The organism is Streptomyces viridosporus T7A, assembly GCF_008704515.1.
In the GTDB taxonomy this organism is placed as follows: Bacteria; Actinomycetota; Actinomycetes; order Streptomycetales; family Streptomycetaceae; genus Streptomyces; species Streptomyces viridosporus.
The window spans coordinates 5,722,007-5,738,331 of sequence record NZ_CP023700.1; the positions used below are offsets into that span (position 1 = coordinate 5,722,007).

The following is a 16,325-nucleotide window of genomic DNA, read 5'->3' on the forward strand; positions in this document are numbered from 1 at the left end:
ACCACCCGTTCGGCGCATACCAGATGCATACGGGTGGCCGGGGCGCATTCGGGCAACCGTCGGCGACCGGTGCCCGTGGAAGCCTTCTGCGGCCTACTGTTGAGATGTGCGCCTGCCGTGCCCAGTCGCGGTCGGGGCAACTCCGCACTCGTGAAGGGGCCGGGGAAGGGCTTTCCACCGCGGAGCCGCTGAGGGTTGTCGGGCATCGGGCCGCGTGGCGTGGGCACCGCCGGCTGTGAGAGGGACGGGAATGGAACCGACCGAGAGCGCCGCCCCGGGCTCACGGCTGCGTCTGCGCCGTAGGGCGGTCGTAGGGCGGCGCGGCCGTGGGGGCGGCCGGCCCGCGGGGCGGCCGGACGCGCGGGGACGCACCGCCGTGGGCACCGCGGACGCGGCCGGCACCGGGCGGCAGGCCCCCGGACACGGCCCCGGGCTGCCCGGGACGGACCCCGAACGGCCCCCGTCCTGGCCCGCGTTGCCCTCGGCGATCGTCGCGGCGGCCGGCCTCGTGCTGGGCGCGGGCCTCCTGCGGGCGTTCACCGGCGGCCACGCGCTCTTCCCGTCCGGGACCGTCGGCTGGTCCCTGGCCGTGCTGACCGGGATCGTCGTCGGCCACCTGGTGATGCTGGGCCGCTCCCGCTGGTGGGGCGGCACCGGCTCGGGCGCCGCCCTCACCCTCGCCGTGCTGCTGCTGTACGGCTGGGTTCCGGCCGGCATGGTCAGCCTCACCGTGGTGGTGCTGGTCGGCGTGGCCCGCAGGGGCCGCTGGCGGCAGGGCGTGCTGCACGGCGCGGTGGACCTGCTCGGCATCGGCGCCGGAGCCCTGGTCCTGGCCGCGTTCGGCTCCGTGCCGTCCGTCGAGTCCCCGGCCACCCCGGACACCTGGACGCCCTACACCGTCCCCGGCGTGGTGCTGGTCGCCGGCGCCTACCTCCTGGTGACCCGCTCCCTGCTCTGGTACCTCCGGACGCCGCGCTCCGGACTGCCCACCGTCGCCCGCACCGCCCTGGCCAGACAGGGCCTGGTCGCGGTCGCCCTGCTCGGCATAGCGCCCCTGGTGTGCGTGGTCGCGGACGCCGAACCGGTGCTGCTGCCGCTGTTCTCCATCCCGCTGATCGCCCTGGACTCCACCCTGTGGATAGCCCGCGCCCGGGCGGAGGAGCAGCTGCGCGACCCGCTGACCGGGCTGCCCAACCGGCAGTGGCTGCAGGAGCGCATCTGGACCGCACTCGACGAGGCCGAGCGCATGGACGCCCGCGCCGCCCTGATGCTGATCGACCTCGACCGTTTCCGGTCGGTCAACGACACCCTCGGTCATCTCGCCGGCGACCGGCTGCTGCTCCAGATCGCCGACCGGCTGCGACTGGCACTGCCGCGCGGGGCGGAGGCCGCACGGCTCGGGGGCGACGAGTTCGCCGTCTTACTGCCGGTCGCCGACTCCACGACGTCCGCGACCCGCATCGCCCGCAGCCTGGTCGGAGCCCTCAGCTCCCCCCTCGACCTCGACGGCCTCACCCTCGTCCTGGAGGCGAGCGCGGGCGTCGCCGTCTTCCCCGACCACGCGGTCGACGCGGAGGGGCTGCTGAGGCGCTCGGACGTGGCGATGTACCAGGCCAAGCGGGACCGCACGGGCGTCGAGGTCTACGAGTCCAAGCGCGACTCCAACACCCCCGACCGGCTCGGCCTGCTGGGTGATCTGCGCCGGGCCCTGGACGCCCACGAGGTCCAGCTCCACTACCAGCCCAAGGTCCGCTTCGACGGCCAGGTCGCGGGTCTGGAGGCCCTGGTCCGCTGGGTGCACCCGGAGCGGGGCAGGGTGCCGCCGGACGAGTTCATAGCGATCGCCGAGTCCTCCGGGCTGATGCCGCACCTCACCGAGTACGTGCTGGAGACCGCGCTCGGCCAGGTCGCCGAGTGGCGTGCGCAGGGCCTGTTCGTACCGGTCGCGGTCAACGTCTCGCCGCGCGACGTCCACATCCCCGGCTTCGCCGGCTCCGTCGCGGCCCGGCTGGCCCGGCACGGCGTCCCGGCGGGAGCCCTCCAACTGGAGATCACCGAGCACGTCCTCCTGGAGGACCCGCAGCGCGCCGCCGACACCCTGAACGCCCTGACCGGGCACGGCGTGAAGATGTCCCTGGACGACTTCGGCACCGGCTACTCCTCCCTGGTGCACCTGCGGCGGCTGCCGGTCAGCGAGCTGAAGATCGACCGCTCCTTCGTGGCCCGGCTGGCCGTCGACACCGAGGACGCCGAGATCGTGCGCTGCACCGTCGACCTCGCCCACTCGCTCGGTCTGCTCGTCGTCGCCGAGGGCGTCGAGGACGACGAGACCTGGGAGCGCCTGCGCGACCTCGGCTGCGACGCGGTCCAGGGCTGGCTGGTCGCGGCCGCGATGCCGCCCGACGAGACCACGGCCTGGCTCCTCGCCCGCGGCTCCCGCGGCTGGCAGCGCCCGGCGGCGGCCCTGCCCGCCGCCGCGGGGGACGACACGGGGCGGGTCGGCTGACGCCCCGGGGGCGGACACCGTGGGGTCCGCCGTCGGCGTGCGGCCTCCCCGCGGCGTGCGCGGATCCCGCGGAGCGCCGGGCGGCGACCGTTTCACGGGCACGGCTCCCGGCCCCATAGGATTGGCCCCAAACCACTCACACTCACCCCAGAGGAACGCTGCATGCCTGGCATCACGCGCGAGGAGGTCGCCCACCTCGCCCGGCTGGCGCGTCTGGAGCTGAAGCCCGAAGAGCTCGATCACTTCGCGGGCCAGCTGGACGACATCATCGGCGCGGTGGCCCGCGTCAGCGAGGTCGCCGACCAAGACGTACCGCCGACCTCGCACCCGCTCCCGCTGACGAACGTCATGCGGCCGGACGAGGTCCGTCCCTCGCTCACCCCCGAGCAGGCGCTCTCCGGCGCCCCGGCCCAGGAGCAGCAGCGTTTCAAGGTGCCGCAGATCCTGGGGGAGGAGTAAGCCATCATGACGGACATCATCAGGCTCACGGCGGCCGAGACCGCCGAGAAGATCGCCTCCGGCGAGCTCACGGCCGTCGAGGTCACCGAGGCGCACCTGGCCCGGATCGAGGCCGTCGACGAGAAGGTGCACGCCTTCCTGCACGTCGACCGCGAGGGCGCCCTCGCCCAGGCCCGTGCCGTCGACGAGAAGCGCGCCCGGGGGGAGAAGCTCGGCCCGCTGGCCGGCGTGCCCCTCGCGCTCAAGGACATCTTCACCACCGAGGGCATCCCGACCACCGTCGGTTCGAAGATGCTCGAGGGCTGGATCCCGCCGTACGACGCGACGCTCACCCGGCGCCTCAAGGCCGCTGACGTCGTCATCCTCGGCAAGACCAACATGGACGAGTTCGCCATGGGGTCGTCCACGGAGAACAGCGCCTACGGCCCGACCGGCAACCCCTGGGACCTCACCAGGATCCCGGGTGGCTCCGGCGGCGGGTCGTCCGCCGCGCTCGCCTCCTTCCAGGCCCCGCTCGCCATCGGCACCGACACCGGCGGCTCCATCCGCCAGCCGGCCGCCGTCACCGGCACCGTCGGCGTGAAGCCGACGTACGGCGCGGTGTCCCGCTACGGCATGGTGGCGTTCTCCTCCTCCCTCGACCAGGGCGGCCCCTGCGCCCGCACGGTCCTGGACGCGGCCCTGCTGCACGAGGTGATCGCCGGGCACGACCCGCTCGACTCCACCTCCATCGACGAGCCGGTCCCGCCGGTCGTCGAGGCCGCCCGCAACGGCTCGGTCGCGGGCCTGCGCGTCGGCGTCGTCAAGCAGTTCCGCGGCGAGGGCTACCAGGCCGGCGTCATCCAGCGGTTCGACGAGTCCGTCGAACTGCTCAAGGGGCTGGGCGCCGAGATCGTCGAGCTGGACTGCCCGTCCTTCGACCTCGCGCTGTCGGCCTACTACCTGATCGCGCCCTCGGAGTGCTCCTCCAACCTCGCCCGCTTCGACGGCCTGCGCTACGGCCTGCGGGCCGGCGACGACGGTGCGCACTCCGCCGAGGAGGTCACCTCGCTGACCCGCGAGGCCGGCTTCGGCGACGAGGTCAAGCGCCGCATCATGCTCGGCACCTACGCGCTCAGCTCCGGCTACTACGACGCGTACTACGGCAGCGCCCAGAAGGTCCGCACGCTGATCAAGCAGGACTTCGACAAGGCGTTCGAGCAGGTCGACGTGATCGTCTCCCCGACGACCCCGACCACCGCCTTCCCGATCGGCGAGCGCGCCGACGACCCGATGGCGATGTACCTCGCCGACCTGTGCACCATCCCGACCAACCTGGCGGGCAACGCCGCCATGTCGCTGCCCTGCGGCCTCGCGCCCGAGGACGGCCTGCCGGTCGGACTGCAGATCATCGCCCCGGTCATGAAGGACGACCGCCTCTACAAGGTGGGTGCCGCCGTCGAGGCCGCCTTCGTGGAAAAGTGGGGCCACCCGCTGCTCGAGGAGGCTCCGTCGCTGTGAGTGCACTGACCAAGGCCAAGGGCTTCAAGAAGTCCAAGTCCGGCACGTACCTGTCCATGGCCGCCACCGCGTTCGGCGCGATCGGCGTCGCCAAGCGCGTCAAGAAGGCCCGGCTGGAGAAGGACACCCTGGTCCTGATCGACGCCACCGTGTCCGCCGCCGCGATCGTCACCGGCCTCGCCATCCTCTACCGCGAGCTGAAGCGGCTGGGCGACGACGACGTCCTGCTGGGCTGAGAGGGAAGTTTCACCGTGACCACCACGACCGACCTGGTGTCGTACGAGGACGCGCTGGCGTCGTACGACCCCGTCATGGGCCTCGAGGTCCATGTCGAACTCGGCACCAAGACCAAGATGTTCTGCGGCTGCTCGACCACGCTCGGCGCCGACCCGAACACCCAGACCTGCCCGGTCTGCCTCGGCCTGCCCGGAGCGCTCCCGGTCGTCAACGCGACCGGCGTCGAGTCGGCGATCAAGATCGGTCTCGCGCTGAACTGCGAGATCGCCGAGTGGTGCCGCTTCGCCCGGAAGAACTACTTCTATCCGGACATGCCGAAGAACTTCCAGACCTCCCAGTACGACGAGCCGATCGCCTTCGACGGCTACCTCGACGTGCAGCTGGAGGACGGCGAGACCTTCCGCGTGGAGATCGAGCGCGCCCACATGGAGGAGGACACCGGCAAGTCGACGCACGTCGGCGGTGCCACCGGCCGCATCCACGGCGCGTCCCACTCCCTGCTCGACTACAACCGCGCCGGCATCCCGCTCATCGAGATCGTCACCAAGCCGATCACCGGCGCCGGCGAGCGCGCCCCCGAGGTCGCGCGGGCCTACGTCCGCGAGCTGCGCGAGCTCATCCGGGCGCTCGGCGTGTCCGAGGCCCGGATGGAGATGGGCCAGATGCGCTGCGACGTGAACCTGTCGCTGATGCCGAAGGGCACCGCCACGTTCGGCACGCGCTCCGAGACCAAGAACGTGAACTCGCTGCGGTCCGTGGAGCGCGCCGCCCGCTTCGAGATCCAGCGCCACGCGGCCGTCCTGAACGGCGGCGGCACGATCGTGCAGGAGACCCGGCACTTCCACGAGGACACGGGGTCCACGACCTCGGGCCGCGTGAAGGAGGAGGCCGAGGACTACCGGTACTTCCCGGAGCCGGACCTGGTCCCGGTCGCCCCGTCCCGCGAGTGGGTCGAGAAGCTGCGCGCGCAGCTGCCCGAGCTGCCGCTGGTGCGCCGCAACCGGCTCCGCGAGGAGTGGGGCGTGAGCGCCACCGACATGCAGGCGATCCTCAACGCAGGTGCGCTGGACCCGATCGTCGCCACGATCGACGCCGGTGCCGACGCGGCCTCCGCCCGCAAGTGGTGGATGGGCGAGCTGGCCCGCAGCGCCAACGAGTCGGGCAAGGCCCTGGACGAGCTGGCCATCACGCCCGGGCAGGTCGCCCGCGTCACCGAGCTGGTGGCCTCCGGCGACCTGAACGACAAGCTGGCCCGTCAGGTCATCGAGGGCGTCCTCGCGGGCGAGGGCACCCCGGACGAGGTCGTCGAGAAGCGCGGCCTGAAGGTCGTCTCGGACGAGGGCGCGCTCACCGCGGCCGTGGACGAGGCCATCGCCGGCAACCCGGGCGTCGCGGACAAGATCCGCGGCGGCAAGGTGGCCGCGGCCGGCGCGCTGGTCGGCGCGGTCATGAAGGCCACGCGCGGCCAGGCGGACGCGGCCCGCGTGAAGGAGCTGATCCTCGAGAAGCTGGGCGTCGGCGAGGGCTGATCCCCCCCAAGACCCCGGGACCGCACCAGGGGGACGCATCGGGTTCGATGCGTCCCCCTGTGCCGTGCGGCCGTGCCGTGCGGCCGTGCCGTGCGGCCGAGTGCGCCGGCAGCGACCCCGGCGCCGGCCGGGGCGCCGGGGTCAGGGGCGGCGGCCCACCACGCGGGCGAAGCCGAGCATGCGGCCCTCGTCCACGCGCAGCATCCGCGCGCTCTCCCGGCTCATCCGCACGTGGAAGTCGTCCGTGCTCTCCTCGGCGACGACGTCGCACCACAGCAGCCAGTCCCGCCAGCCGTCCGGCAGCCAGTCGGCCGCCTCGACCTCCACCGCGGCGCTGCGGGTCCAGTGGCGCCGCCACCAGCCGGGGGTGTGGAAGCACCAGAAGGCGGGGTCCCAGAAGGGCTTCAGGTGCTCCGGCGGCTCGCTGCCCTCGATCTCCTCGCGCAGCGCCGGGACGACGACACCGATCCGCCCGCCGGGCTTCAGCAGCCGGGTCAGCGTCGGCAGGTACAGGTCGTCGGTGCCGAAGTACTGGTACGCGTCGACGGAGACGATCGCGTCGAAGCTCCCCTCGCCGAAGGGCAGGTCGTGCGCCTCGGCGAGGACCGGCAGCACCCGGTCGGCGACGCCCGCCTCGGCGATCCGGCGCGCGTTCTCGTCGGGCTTGACCCACAGGTCGGCGGCGGTGACCCGGACGTCGTACTCCCTGGCCAGGAAGACGGACGTCATGGCGCGTCCGCAACCCAGGTCGAGCACGTGCGCGCCGGGACGCAGGGCGTCGAGTCCGAGCGCCGGCGCCAGCCACTCCAGCAGCCACAGCGCGTGCGGGCCCATCTGGTTCTCGATGGTCCAACGGGCGTCGTAGGAGCTGCTGCGCGGATAGCGGGACAGGGTCAGACGGCTAGTGAGGTCGTCGTGCGGAGGGGGGTTGGATGTGATGTCCGACATCGGTGAACGGGCTCCTCGGGTCCGTGAGGGGGCAAGGGGTGGCGTCGCAACTCGGGCGGACCGTCATCAAAGCACCTGCTCCGGTCGGGCGGCGGCTGCCGCGGAACGTCGGACCGACGGACGGTAACAGGCGGCCGCACACCCCCGCACCAGGGTTTCCGCATGTGAAGCGCTACGCTCCCGCGCCATGGGTGGACGCGCTGATTCCGACACCTCCCCGGACACTCATGCCGAGGACACCGATGACATCCGGGAGCCCCGGGACGCACAGGACACCGGTGACGGCCGGAGCGTCGAGGGCACCGGGGGCATCGGGAACGCAGGGGAGAGGCAGGAGCAGAAGACCGACGACGCCGACGACACCGACGTCGACGACGAGGAGGAAGCGCGACGGGCCCGGCGGGCCCGGTGGGTCGCGGCCGGTACCGGGGCCGTGCTGACCCTGGCGGGGACGGCCGCGGCGCTGCTCCGCCTCACCGGCCCCGCACCGGTCCTCGTCCCGGTCGCCTACGCCTGCGGGGCCGCCGTCTGCGCCTTCGCCGCGCTCCTGGGCTCCCGGGGGCGCACGCGCAGGGCGCTGTGGCTGCTGGTCGCGGGGGTCATGGTCATGGCGCTGGGGGACCAGTTCGACTGAACGGTCCTCCGGCGTCCCCGGTGCTGAGCCCGGTCCGGGTGAGAGGCGTCACGCTCGACCGCGGGACCGGAGTGATCATCGCATGAGTCGTTTTTGTGCACTGTGAATAAGCACACGAATGTGACAAACGATCATTCTTGACTGCAAGAGTGACAGTGCATTGCTCGTGCGTTCTTTGCGGGTTGTCCGTTCCCCGTTCGGCTGTTCCCGGTCAAAGATCCACACGCCGTCACTCCGGGAGCACGTTCGTGGCAGCCCTAGCACGCTGGTGTGTCCAACGCCGTCTGATCACCGTTCTGTTGTGGCTCCTCGCCCTGATCGGGACCGCCGCGGGCGCCGTCGCCGCGGGCTCCGCCTACTCGAACGACTACGAGGTCCCCGGGACCGAGTCCGGGCGCGCCACCGAGCTGCTGCGGGAGGGCTTCCCGGGACTCGGCGGCGACAGCGACACCGTGGTCTGGCACACCTCGTCCGGCACCGTCCGGGACGCCGGCGTCGAGCGGACCATGAGCCGCACCCTGGACCGGATCGAGGGCCTGCCCGGCGTCGCCGCCGTGATCGGCCCGTACGACGAGGCGGGCGCGGGCCAGGTCAGCGAGGACGGCCGCACCGCGTACGCCACGGTCGCCTTCGAGGACCAGGCCAAGGACATCGACGCGGGCGAGGCCGCCGCCGTGGTGGAGACGGCCGAGGCCGCCGAGGCCGACGGGCTCCGCGTCGAGCTAGGCGGCAGCGCCGTCGAGGCCACCGGATCCTCCGGCGGGCACCTCGCCGAGGCCGTCGGCGTGCTGGTCGCCGCCGTCGTCCTCTTCCTCGCCTTCGGCTCGCTCGCCGCCTCGCTGCTGCCCATCGCCACCGCCCTGGTCGGCGTCGGCACCGCCTACGCCGGGATCGGGCTGCTCGGGCACGTCATGACCGTCGCCGACTTCGCGCCCATGCTCGGCATGCTGATCGGGCTCGGCGTCGGCATCGACTACGCGCTGTTCATCGTCACCCGGCACCGGCGCGGACTAAAGCGCGGCCTCACCGTCACCGAGGCCGCCGGCGACGCCGTCGCCACCACCGGACGCGCGGTCGTGTTCGCGGGTGCCACCGTGTGCATCGCCCTGCTGGGCATGCTGATCCTCCGGCTGAACTTCCTCAACGGCGTCGCCGTCGCCGCCTCGCTCACCGTGGTGCTGACCGTCGCCGCCTCGGTGACCCTGCTGCCCGCCCTGCTGTCGTTCATCGGCATGCGCGCGCTCAGCCGCCGCGAGCGGCGCCGGCTGGCCGAGTACGGGCCCGAGCCGGAGGTCCCGACCGGGTTCGCCGCCCGCTGGTCGGCGTTCGTGGAGCGCCACCCCAAGCTGCTCGGCGCGATCGCGGTGGTCGTCATGGCCGTGCTCGCGCTGCCCACCCTCTCCCTCCACCTGGGCACCTCCGACCAGGGCAACGACCCGAAGACCTCCACCACCCGCCAGGCCTACGACCTCATCGCCGAGGGCTTCGGCCCCGGTGCGAACGGCCCTCTCACCCTCGTCACCGAGGTCGACGGCGCCCAGGACCGGCTCGCGCTGGACAACCTCGGCGCCGCCCTGCGCGAGACCGAGGGCGTCGCGTCGGCCTCCCCGGTGACCTACGGCGCGGGCGGCGACACCGCGTACCTCACCGTCGTGCCGGAGTCCTCCCCGCAGTCCCGGCAGACCAGCGACCTGGTCGACCGGCTGCGCGACGACGTGCTGCCCCGGGCCGAGGCGGGCACCTCGCTCGACGTGCAGGTCGGCGGTGTGACGGCCGGCTACGACGACTTCGCCGACGTCATCGTCGCCAAGCTGCCCCTCTTCGTCGGCGTCGTGATCGGCCTGGGCTGCCTGCTGCTCCTGCTCGCCTTCCGGTCCGTCGGCATCCCGCTGAAGGCCGCCGTGATGAACGTGGCCGCCGTCGCCGCCGCCTTCGGTGTCGTCGTGGCGATCTTCCAGTGGGGCTGGGGCAGCGAACTGCTCGGTCTCGGCCGGGCGGGCCCCATAGAGCCCTTCCTGCCGGTGATCATGGTCTCGGTCCTCTTCGGGCTCTCCATGGACTACCAGGTCTTCCTGGTGAGCCGGATGTACGAGGAGTGGCTGGAGACCGGCGACAACCGGCGCGCCGTCCGCGTCGGCCTCGCGGAGACCGGCCGGGTGATCAACTCCGCGGCCGTGATCATGATCTCGGTCTTCCTGGCCTTCGTCCTCAGCGGCGACCGTGTGATCGCCATGTTCGGCATCGCGCTGGCCGTGGCCGTCGCCCTCGACGCCTTCGTGCTGCGCACCCTGCTCGTCCCCGCCCTGATGCACCTGCTCGGCGGCGCCAACTGGTGGCTGCCGCGCTCGCTGGACCGGATCCTGCCGCGGATCAGCATCGAGCCGCCCGAGAGCCGCGTCGCCCATGAGAGGCTGGCCGCCGCCACGGACGCCGAGATGGCGGACGTGCTCACCACGGAGGAACGGCAGCGGGATGTACGCGATACGACTGGGTGACGACGGAGCCGAACTGCGTCCCCTGGAGCCCTGGCACGCCGAGGAGTTCCTCGCCCACCTGGACCGCGGCCGGGAGTTCATCAACCGGTACGTCCCCTTCGGCTCCCGGGCCACGGACGTGGCCGGGGCCCGGGAGGTGCTCCAGCGGTACGCCGACGGGCGCGCGGCCGACACGGCCTCGCTGCACGGACTGTGGCTGGACGGCACGCTGGTGGGCGGGGTGCTCACCCTGAACTTCGACGCGGCGAACGGCACCTGCGAGGTCGGCTGCTGGCTGGAGCCCGCCGCCACCGGCCGCGGGCTCGTCACGCGCGCCATGCGGGTGCTCGTCGACTGGGCGGTCGAGCAGCGCGGCATCCACCGGGTCGAGTGGGTCGCCGCCGCCGGCAACCTGCCGAGCACCGCCGTCGCCCGCCGGCTCGGCATGACCCGGGACGGGGTGCGGCGGGAGGCGCACCTCCACCACGGTGTACGGCACGACCTGGAGGTGTGGTCCGTCCTGGCCCCCGAATGGCGTGCGGCGCGGGCCGCTGCCGACGGTCGGTGACCGGGACGCCCGCCACGAGCCGGACCGACGCGTCCCCGAGGGCCTTAGGGGCTGTCGTTTGGATCTTGCCGCGGGGCGCGGGGTCCGGCACGCACTCCCCCGAGCTCTCGGCTTCGCTCGAGCAGGGGGGACCCCCAGCCGCGTTGTCGTCCCTCGCCGACTCCCCCGAGCTCTCGACGAGCTCGAGCAGGGGGCGCCCCCACCGCGTCGACTCCCTCCTCCGCCTTGCAGCTGCACGCACCGGACCCCGCTCGACTCGGCTGCAAGGCACCGCTCACCGGAGCCGGCCTGATCCAAACGACACCCCCTAGGGCATCCGGTGAGGTGCTTACGGCACCGCCCCGGGCCCTCCTCGCACGTCTAAGGCCCTCGGGGCCGCCGAAGATGCGGAACTCTTCCGATGCGACCGGGCCGCCCGGCGGACGAAGGTGGAGACGTCGCGGAAAGCGACGTCCGACACCGACTCCCCCAAGGGGTACCGCCATGTTCGCGCACCAGCTCCGGCAGTTCCGCCACGACGACCTCGTCCACCGGGCCGAGCAGGAGCGGCAGGCCCGTGAGGCCGTCCGCCTCCGCCGCGCCGCCCGCCGCGAGGCCGCCGCGCGGGACACCGGGCCCGAGAGCCCTCCCCGCCGCCACCGCCGCGACCGGTTCCTCCGAGCCGCGTGAGCCCGGACGCGGGGGGCGGCGGCCGCACCGGGCCCGGCCGCCGTCCCCCGGAGGCCGGCGCCCCCGCGCCCGTCGGACGCGCACACCGCCCGCCGACGCCGGTCCCCGCGGGAACGGGTGCCGGACGGAAAACCGGTGCCGGACGGAAAACCGGTGCCCGGCCGGCGGAGCCGCATGCGATGCTCGGGGCCGTGGAAACCAGGTCCGTCAGTCCCGTGTTCGTCGGTCGCACCACGGAGTTCGGCACCCTGAACGACGCGCTCGCCCGGGCCGCCGAGGACCCGGGCGAGCCGCAGGCGCTGCTGATCGGCGGTGAGGCCGGCGTCGGCAAGACCCGCCTCCTCGAGGAGTTCGCCGCGGCGGCCCGCCGCCGCGGCGCGGTCGTCGCGCTCGGCGGCTGTGTCGAGATCGGCGCCGACGGACTGCCCTTCGCCCCCTTCTCCACCGCCCTGCGCCAACTGCGCCGCGCACTGCCCGCCCAGCTCGCCGCCGCTGCCGCCGGACAGGAGGAGGAACTCGCCCGCCTGCTGCCCGAACTCGGCACCACGGCCGCCCGCGAGGCCCGCCGGGACGAACAGGACATGGCCCGCCTCTTCGAGCTCACCGCCCGCCTGCTGGAACGCGTCGCCACCGAGCACACCGTCGTCCTCGCCCTGGAGGACCTGCACTGGGCCGACGCCTCCACCCGCCACCTGCTCGCCTACCTCTTCCGCACCCTGCGCACCGGCCGCCTCGTCGTCCTCGCCACCTACCGCTCCGACGACATCCACCGCCGTCACCCCCTGCGCCCGCTCCTCGCCGAACTCGACCGGCTGCGCACCGTCCGGCGCATCGAACTCGGCCGCTTCAACCGCGAGGAGGTCGGCCGGCAGATCGCCGGCATCCTCGACCGGGAACCCGACCCCGACCACGTCGACCGGATCTTCGAGCGCTCCGACGGCAACGCCTTCTTCGTCGAGGAACTCTCCGTCGCGGCCCACGAGGGGTGCCGCACCGGCCTCACCGACTCGCTGCGCGACCTGCTCCTGGTCCGGGTCGAACAGTTGCCGGAGAGCGCCCAGCAGGTCGCCCGGCTCGTCGCCGAGGGCGGCTCCACCGTGGAGCACCGGCTGCTCGCCGCCGTCGCCCGGCTCGCCGAGGACGACCTCATCGAGGCCCTGCGCGCCGGTGTGAACGCCGGCATCCTCAGCCCCGCGCCCGATCGCGACGGCTACCGCTTCCGCCACTCCCTGGTCCGCGAGGCCGTCGGCGACGACCTGCTGCCCGGCGAACGCTCCCGCATCAACCGGCGCTACGCCGAGGCACTGGAGGCCGACCCGGTCCTCGTCCCCGCCGACGAGCGCGTGACGCGGCTGGCCAGTTACTGGTACCACGCCCACGACGCCGCCAAGGCCCTCCCCGCCGTGCTCGACGCCTCCGTCGCAGCCCGCCGGCGCCACGCCTACGCCGAGCAGCTGCGACTGCTGGAACGCGCGATGGAACTGTGGGACGCCGTCCCCGACGACATCCGCACCGCGCTGCGCCCCGCCGACTACACCAAGGCCTACCCTCCGCCCCCGCTGCCCGAAGGACACGGGGGCACCCCCGGCGGCCGCGATCCCGGGACGGCCCCGCTGCGCTATCTCGACCTGATGGCCGAGGCCGCCGTCGCCGGCCGGCTCTGCGGGGAGCGCGAACGCGCCATGAAGATCACCAAGCGGGCGCTGTGCCTCCTGGAGGAGGACCCCGACCCCCTGCGCGCCGCCTGGTTCTGGGAGCAGCGCTCGCGGCTGACCCAGTCCCTCGCCCGCGGCGACGGCTGGGCGGAACTCGCCACCGCGCAGGACCTGGTGCGCGGCCTGCCGCCCTCGGAGGTGCACGCCGCGGTGCTCGCCTCCGCCGCCGCCTGGTCGATGCTGCACCGACCGGGCCCGGAGGCCATGGCCGCCGCCGAACGCGCCGTCGAGTACGCGCGCATGGTCGGCGCCCACGACATCGAGCTCCACGCACGCCTCACCCTCGGCGGACTCATGGTGGACGCCGGTGACCTCGAGGCCGGCTTCGCCGAGATGTACCGGGTCAAGGACCGGGGGATGGAACTCGGCGTGGACATGGTGGTGGGCCGCAGCCATGTGAACCTCCCCTCCGTCCTCGAAGGCGTCGGCCGCTCCCAGGAGGCGGCCGAACTCCTCCAGGAGGGCATCCGGATCACCCGCAGGCTCGGCCTGCTGGACTTCGAGGGCTGGGTGTGGGGCAACCTCGCCGAATCCCTCCACTCCCTCGGCCGCTGGGACGAGGCGGCCGAGGCGGCGGCCAACGCGCAGCGTCTGGAGCAGAGCGCCAAGCCGCGCGTCGGGGGATCGGTGCGCCTGGCGCACCTCGCCCACGACCGGGGGGACCTGGCCGAGGCGGCCCGCCGCCTCGCCGAGGCCCGGACCTTCTTCGGCACGCACGACCCGATGCCGCAGTACGCCCTTCCGATGGTCTGCGTCGCCCTCCGCAGCGCCGCCGCCGAGGGCCGCCTGCCCGACGCCCGGGCCGAACTGCTCACCGCCCTCGACGCCGGCCTTCCGCCCGGCACCCAGCGCTACGGCTGGCCCCTGCTGCTCGCCGCCGCGACCGCCGAGGCCGACGCCCACGGCGACCCGGCCACCGAACCCGACCGCCCGCGGATCCTCGAACGCCTCCGCAAGGAGGCCAGGGCCCTGACGACCGGTGCCCCCGTGTGGCAGGCGTACGACCTCTGGCTGCGGGCCGAGCTGCTGCGGGCGGAGGGCGTGCCCGCGCCGGGGGAGTGGAGCACCGCCCTCGCCGCCGTGGAACCACTCGGGCGGCCCTACGACCTGGCACGCGTCCGGTTCCGGCTCGCCGAGGCGCTGCTCGCCTCCGGCGCGGGCGACGACGAGCGCGCCCGCGCCACGGAACTGCTCCGGCTGTCCAAGGCCGTCGCCGATCACCTCGGTGCCGCTCCGCTGGCCCGGTCCGTCGGACTGCTGGCCCAGCGCGCCCGCCTCGTCCTGAGTCCGACCGCCCGGGGGCCGGTCGCTCCCGCCGGTCCGGCCGACGCCCTCGGACTCACCAGCCGGGAGCACGACGTCCTGCGTCTGGTGGCCGCCGGTCACACCAACCGCCGTATCGCCGAGGAACTGTTCATCTCCCCGAAGACGGCCAGCGTCCACGTCTCCCACATCCTCGCCAAGCTGGGCGTCTCCGGCCGTGGCGAGGCGGCGGCGGTGGCCCACCGGCTGGGCCTGTTCCCGGCCGGGGCCGGGAACAGGCAGGTGGCGGGATAATGGCCGGGTCACCCCCGCGGCCCTGGAAAGGGGAGCGATGTTCAACGCCTTCGAGGAACTGTTCGCTCCCGGACGCAAGCACACCCGCGACGAACAGAACCGGCTGGAACTGACCCGCGAGGACGTCGGCGACGCCGACCCCGGACGCGGACCGATAGACCTCGCCTCCGGGAAGGTGGTCGTGCGCCCGTCGGAGCCGGATGAACCGGACGAACCGGATGAACCGGATGAGCCGGACGAGAAGAAGGACGGGAAGGGCGAGAAGAGCGAGAAGGACGAGGAGGAGACGGCCGGGGACTGAGGTGCCGCGGCCCGGCTCAGCTCACCCGCAGCTCCAGGATCCGGTCGTCGCCGTCCTTCGGGTCGCCGCGGCCGTCCGTGTTGCTGGTGACCAGCCACAGCTTGTCGCCGCCCGCCGGGGCCACCGTGCGCAGCCGGCCGTACTCGCCCTCCAGGAAGGCCTGCGGGTCCGCCGATGCCTCGGTGCCCTTCAGGGGTATGCGCCACAGACGCTGGCCGCGCAGGCCCGCCATCCAGATCGAGCCCTCGGCGTAGGCGATGCCGCTGGGCGAGGCCTCGTCCGTGCTCCACTGGTCGACCGGGTCGTGGAAGCCGCTCTCGTCGGACCTGCCCTCCGCCTCGGGCCAGCCGTAGTTGTCGCCCGGCGCGATCGCGTTCAGCTCGTCCCAGGTGTTCTGGCCGAACTCCGAGGCGAACAGCCGCTGTTCGCGGTCCCAGGCCAGACCCTGCACATTGCGGTGGCCGTACGAGTACACCGGGGAGTCGGGGAACGGGTTGCCCGGAGCGGGCTCGCCCTCCGGGGTCAGCCGCAGGATCTTGCCGCCCAGGGAGTCCTTGTCCTGGGACAGCCCCGTGTCACCGCTCTCCCCCGTGCCCACGTACAGCATCCGGTCCGGGCCGAAGGCGATCCGGCCGCCGTTGTGGATCACCCCCTTGGGGATGCCCCGGAAGACCGTGTCGGGTGCGCCCAACTGCTCGCCGGCGGGCTTCCGCTCGTCGTACAGCATGCGGACGACGCGGTTGTCGGAGGCCGAGGTGAAGTAGGCGTAGACCATGCGGTCAGAGGCGTACTCGGGGGAGAGCGCGATGCCGAGGAGGCCGCCCTCGCCGGCCGGTGACACCCCCGGCACCTCGCCCAGCTCCGTCTTCTTGCCGGTCTTCCCGTCGACCCGGGTGATCGTCGCCTCGTCCCGGGAGGACACCAGCAGGTCGCCGTCGGCCAGGGGGGCCAGGCCCCAGGGGGTGCTCAGGCCCGTGGCGACCGTGCGGACCACCTTCACCGAGCCCTTGGCGGGGGGTGTCTCCCCGGCGGTCCGCCCCGGCGACGGCGGCGCCGTCGTACCGCTCGGGGAGGCGCTGTCGTCCTTCCCCGGCGACCCTCCGTCGTCGGAGGAGCAGCCTGCCGTGAGCAGGAGCGCGGCGGTGGCCAGCAGGGCCGTCACGGCTCGACGTTGCACGATCGTGTCCCTTCGACGCGGCGGGTCTCTCCCTTGTCATACACCGCTCGC

At 73.4% G+C, this 16,325-nt stretch carries 13 protein-coding genes; 11 read left to right on the plus strand and 2 right to left on the minus strand.

The window, feature by feature from the left end; translation table 11 throughout:
* Positions 1-250 precede the first annotated feature (250 nt).
* The 5 genes from CP969_RS26555 to gatB all read left to right on the plus strand — a co-directional run bounded on the left by CP969_RS26555 (position 251) and on the right by gatB (position 6,231).
* A complete protein-coding gene (locus tag CP969_RS26555) occupies positions 251-2,506 on the plus strand; it encodes a putative bifunctional diguanylate cyclase/phosphodiesterase (RefSeq protein WP_039830858.1) in 2,256 nt (751 codons plus the stop codon).
* A gap of 162 nt (positions 2,507-2,668) precedes the next feature.
* On the plus strand, positions 2,669-2,965 hold the full coding sequence (gatC, locus tag CP969_RS26560) for an Asp-tRNA(Asn)/Glu-tRNA(Gln) amidotransferase subunit GatC (RefSeq protein WP_004925108.1): 297 nt from the start codon (positions 2,669-2,671) through the stop codon (positions 2,963-2,965).
* Between the two features lie 6 nt (positions 2,966-2,971).
* Positions 2,972-4,465: an Asp-tRNA(Asn)/Glu-tRNA(Gln) amidotransferase subunit GatA gene (gene gatA / locus CP969_RS26565; protein WP_016824545.1), complete on the plus strand. Its 1,494-nt coding sequence runs from the start codon at positions 2,972-2,974 to the stop codon at positions 4,463-4,465.
* Entirely contained in the window at positions 4,462-4,701 is a 240-nt protein-coding gene (locus CP969_RS26570) for a hypothetical protein (RefSeq protein WP_004983148.1), read from the plus strand. The genes gatA and CP969_RS26570 overlap by 4 nt, the downstream gene beginning before the upstream one ends.
* A 15-nt stretch (positions 4,702-4,716) precedes the next feature.
* The gene (gene gatB, locus CP969_RS26575) at positions 4,717-6,231 is read left to right on the plus strand and encodes an Asp-tRNA(Asn)/Glu-tRNA(Gln) amidotransferase subunit GatB (RefSeq protein ID WP_004983146.1); all 1,515 of its coding nucleotides are present in this window, start codon (positions 4,717-4,719) and stop codon (positions 6,229-6,231) included.
* Positions 6,232-6,372: 141 nt separating this feature from the next.
* On the opposite strand, the gene CP969_RS26580 is transcribed toward gatB, so the two are convergent.
* Positions 6,373-7,179 carry an SAM-dependent methyltransferase gene (locus tag CP969_RS26580; RefSeq protein ID WP_016824544.1) on the minus strand — a complete coding sequence of 269 codons (807 nt, stop codon included), beginning with the start codon at positions 7,177-7,179 and terminating at the stop codon, positions 6,373-6,375.
* A 187-nt stretch (positions 7,180-7,366) separates the two neighbouring features.
* Here CP969_RS26580 and CP969_RS26585 point away from each other — a divergent pair, with 187 nt between their 5' ends.
* From CP969_RS26585 to CP969_RS26610, 6 genes are all read left to right on the plus strand, one after another.
* Positions 7,367-7,813, plus strand: a complete 447-nt coding sequence (locus CP969_RS26585) for a hypothetical protein (RefSeq protein ID WP_016824543.1) — start codon at positions 7,367-7,369, stop codon at positions 7,811-7,813.
* A gap of 248 nt (positions 7,814-8,061) precedes the next feature.
* A complete protein-coding gene (locus CP969_RS26590) occupies positions 8,062-10,308 on the plus strand; it encodes an MMPL family transporter (RefSeq protein ID WP_026084860.1) in 2,247 nt (748 codons plus the stop codon).
* Positions 10,286-10,855: a GNAT family N-acetyltransferase gene (locus CP969_RS26595; RefSeq protein WP_016824541.1), complete on the plus strand. Its 570-nt coding sequence runs from the start codon at positions 10,286-10,288 to the stop codon at positions 10,853-10,855. The genes CP969_RS26590 and CP969_RS26595 overlap by 23 nt, the downstream gene beginning before the upstream one ends.
* A gap of 483 nt (positions 10,856-11,338) precedes the next feature.
* Positions 11,339-11,524, plus strand: coding sequence for a hypothetical protein (locus tag CP969_RS26600; RefSeq protein WP_043494146.1), 186 nt, complete (start codon positions 11,339-11,341; stop codon positions 11,522-11,524).
* A gap of 179 nt (positions 11,525-11,703) precedes the next feature.
* The gene (locus CP969_RS26605) at positions 11,704-14,796 is read left to right on the plus strand and encodes a helix-turn-helix transcriptional regulator (protein ID WP_016824539.1); all 3,093 of its coding nucleotides are present in this window, start codon (positions 11,704-11,706) and stop codon (positions 14,794-14,796) included.
* 37 nt (positions 14,797-14,833) lie between these two features.
* Positions 14,834-15,097 (plus strand): DUF6191 domain-containing protein, encoded by a 264-nt coding sequence (locus CP969_RS26610; protein ID WP_016824538.1) that lies wholly within the window; start codon positions 14,834-14,836, stop codon positions 15,095-15,097.
* Between the two features lie 16 nt (positions 15,098-15,113).
* On the opposite strand, the gene CP969_RS26615 is transcribed toward CP969_RS26610, so the two are convergent.
* Positions 15,114-16,274, minus strand: coding sequence for a PQQ-dependent sugar dehydrogenase (locus CP969_RS26615; protein ID WP_223887108.1), 1,161 nt, complete (start codon positions 16,272-16,274; stop codon positions 15,114-15,116).
* Positions 16,275-16,325: the final 51 nt, after the last annotated feature.

Excerpts from the sequence above, each read along its gene's own strand:
- CP969_RS26555 (WP_039830858.1), top strand. The coding sequence starts at position 251 with ATGGAACCGACCGAGAGCGCCGCCCCGGGCTCACGGCTGCGTCTGCGC.
- gatC (WP_004925108.1), top strand. The coding sequence starts at position 2,669 with ATGCCTGGCATCACGCGCGAGGAGGTCGCCCACCTCGCCCGGCTGGCG.
- gatA (WP_016824545.1), top strand. The coding sequence starts at position 2,972 with ATGACGGACATCATCAGGCTCACGGCGGCCGAGACCGCCGAGAAGATC.
- CP969_RS26580 (WP_016824544.1), bottom strand. The coding sequence starts at position 7,179 with ATGTCGGACATCACATCCAACCCCCCTCCGCACGACGACCTCACTAGC.
- CP969_RS26585 (WP_016824543.1), top strand. The coding sequence starts at position 7,367 with ATGGGTGGACGCGCTGATTCCGACACCTCCCCGGACACTCATGCCGAG.
- CP969_RS26595 (WP_016824541.1), top strand. The coding sequence starts at position 10,286 with ATGTACGCGATACGACTGGGTGACGACGGAGCCGAACTGCGTCCCCTG.
- CP969_RS26600 (WP_043494146.1), top strand. The coding sequence starts at position 11,339 with ATGTTCGCGCACCAGCTCCGGCAGTTCCGCCACGACGACCTCGTCCAC.
- CP969_RS26605 (WP_016824539.1), top strand. The coding sequence starts at position 11,704 with ATGCTCGGGGCCGTGGAAACCAGGTCCGTCAGTCCCGTGTTCGTCGGT.
- CP969_RS26610 (WP_016824538.1), top strand. The coding sequence starts at position 14,834 with ATGTTCAACGCCTTCGAGGAACTGTTCGCTCCCGGACGCAAGCACACC.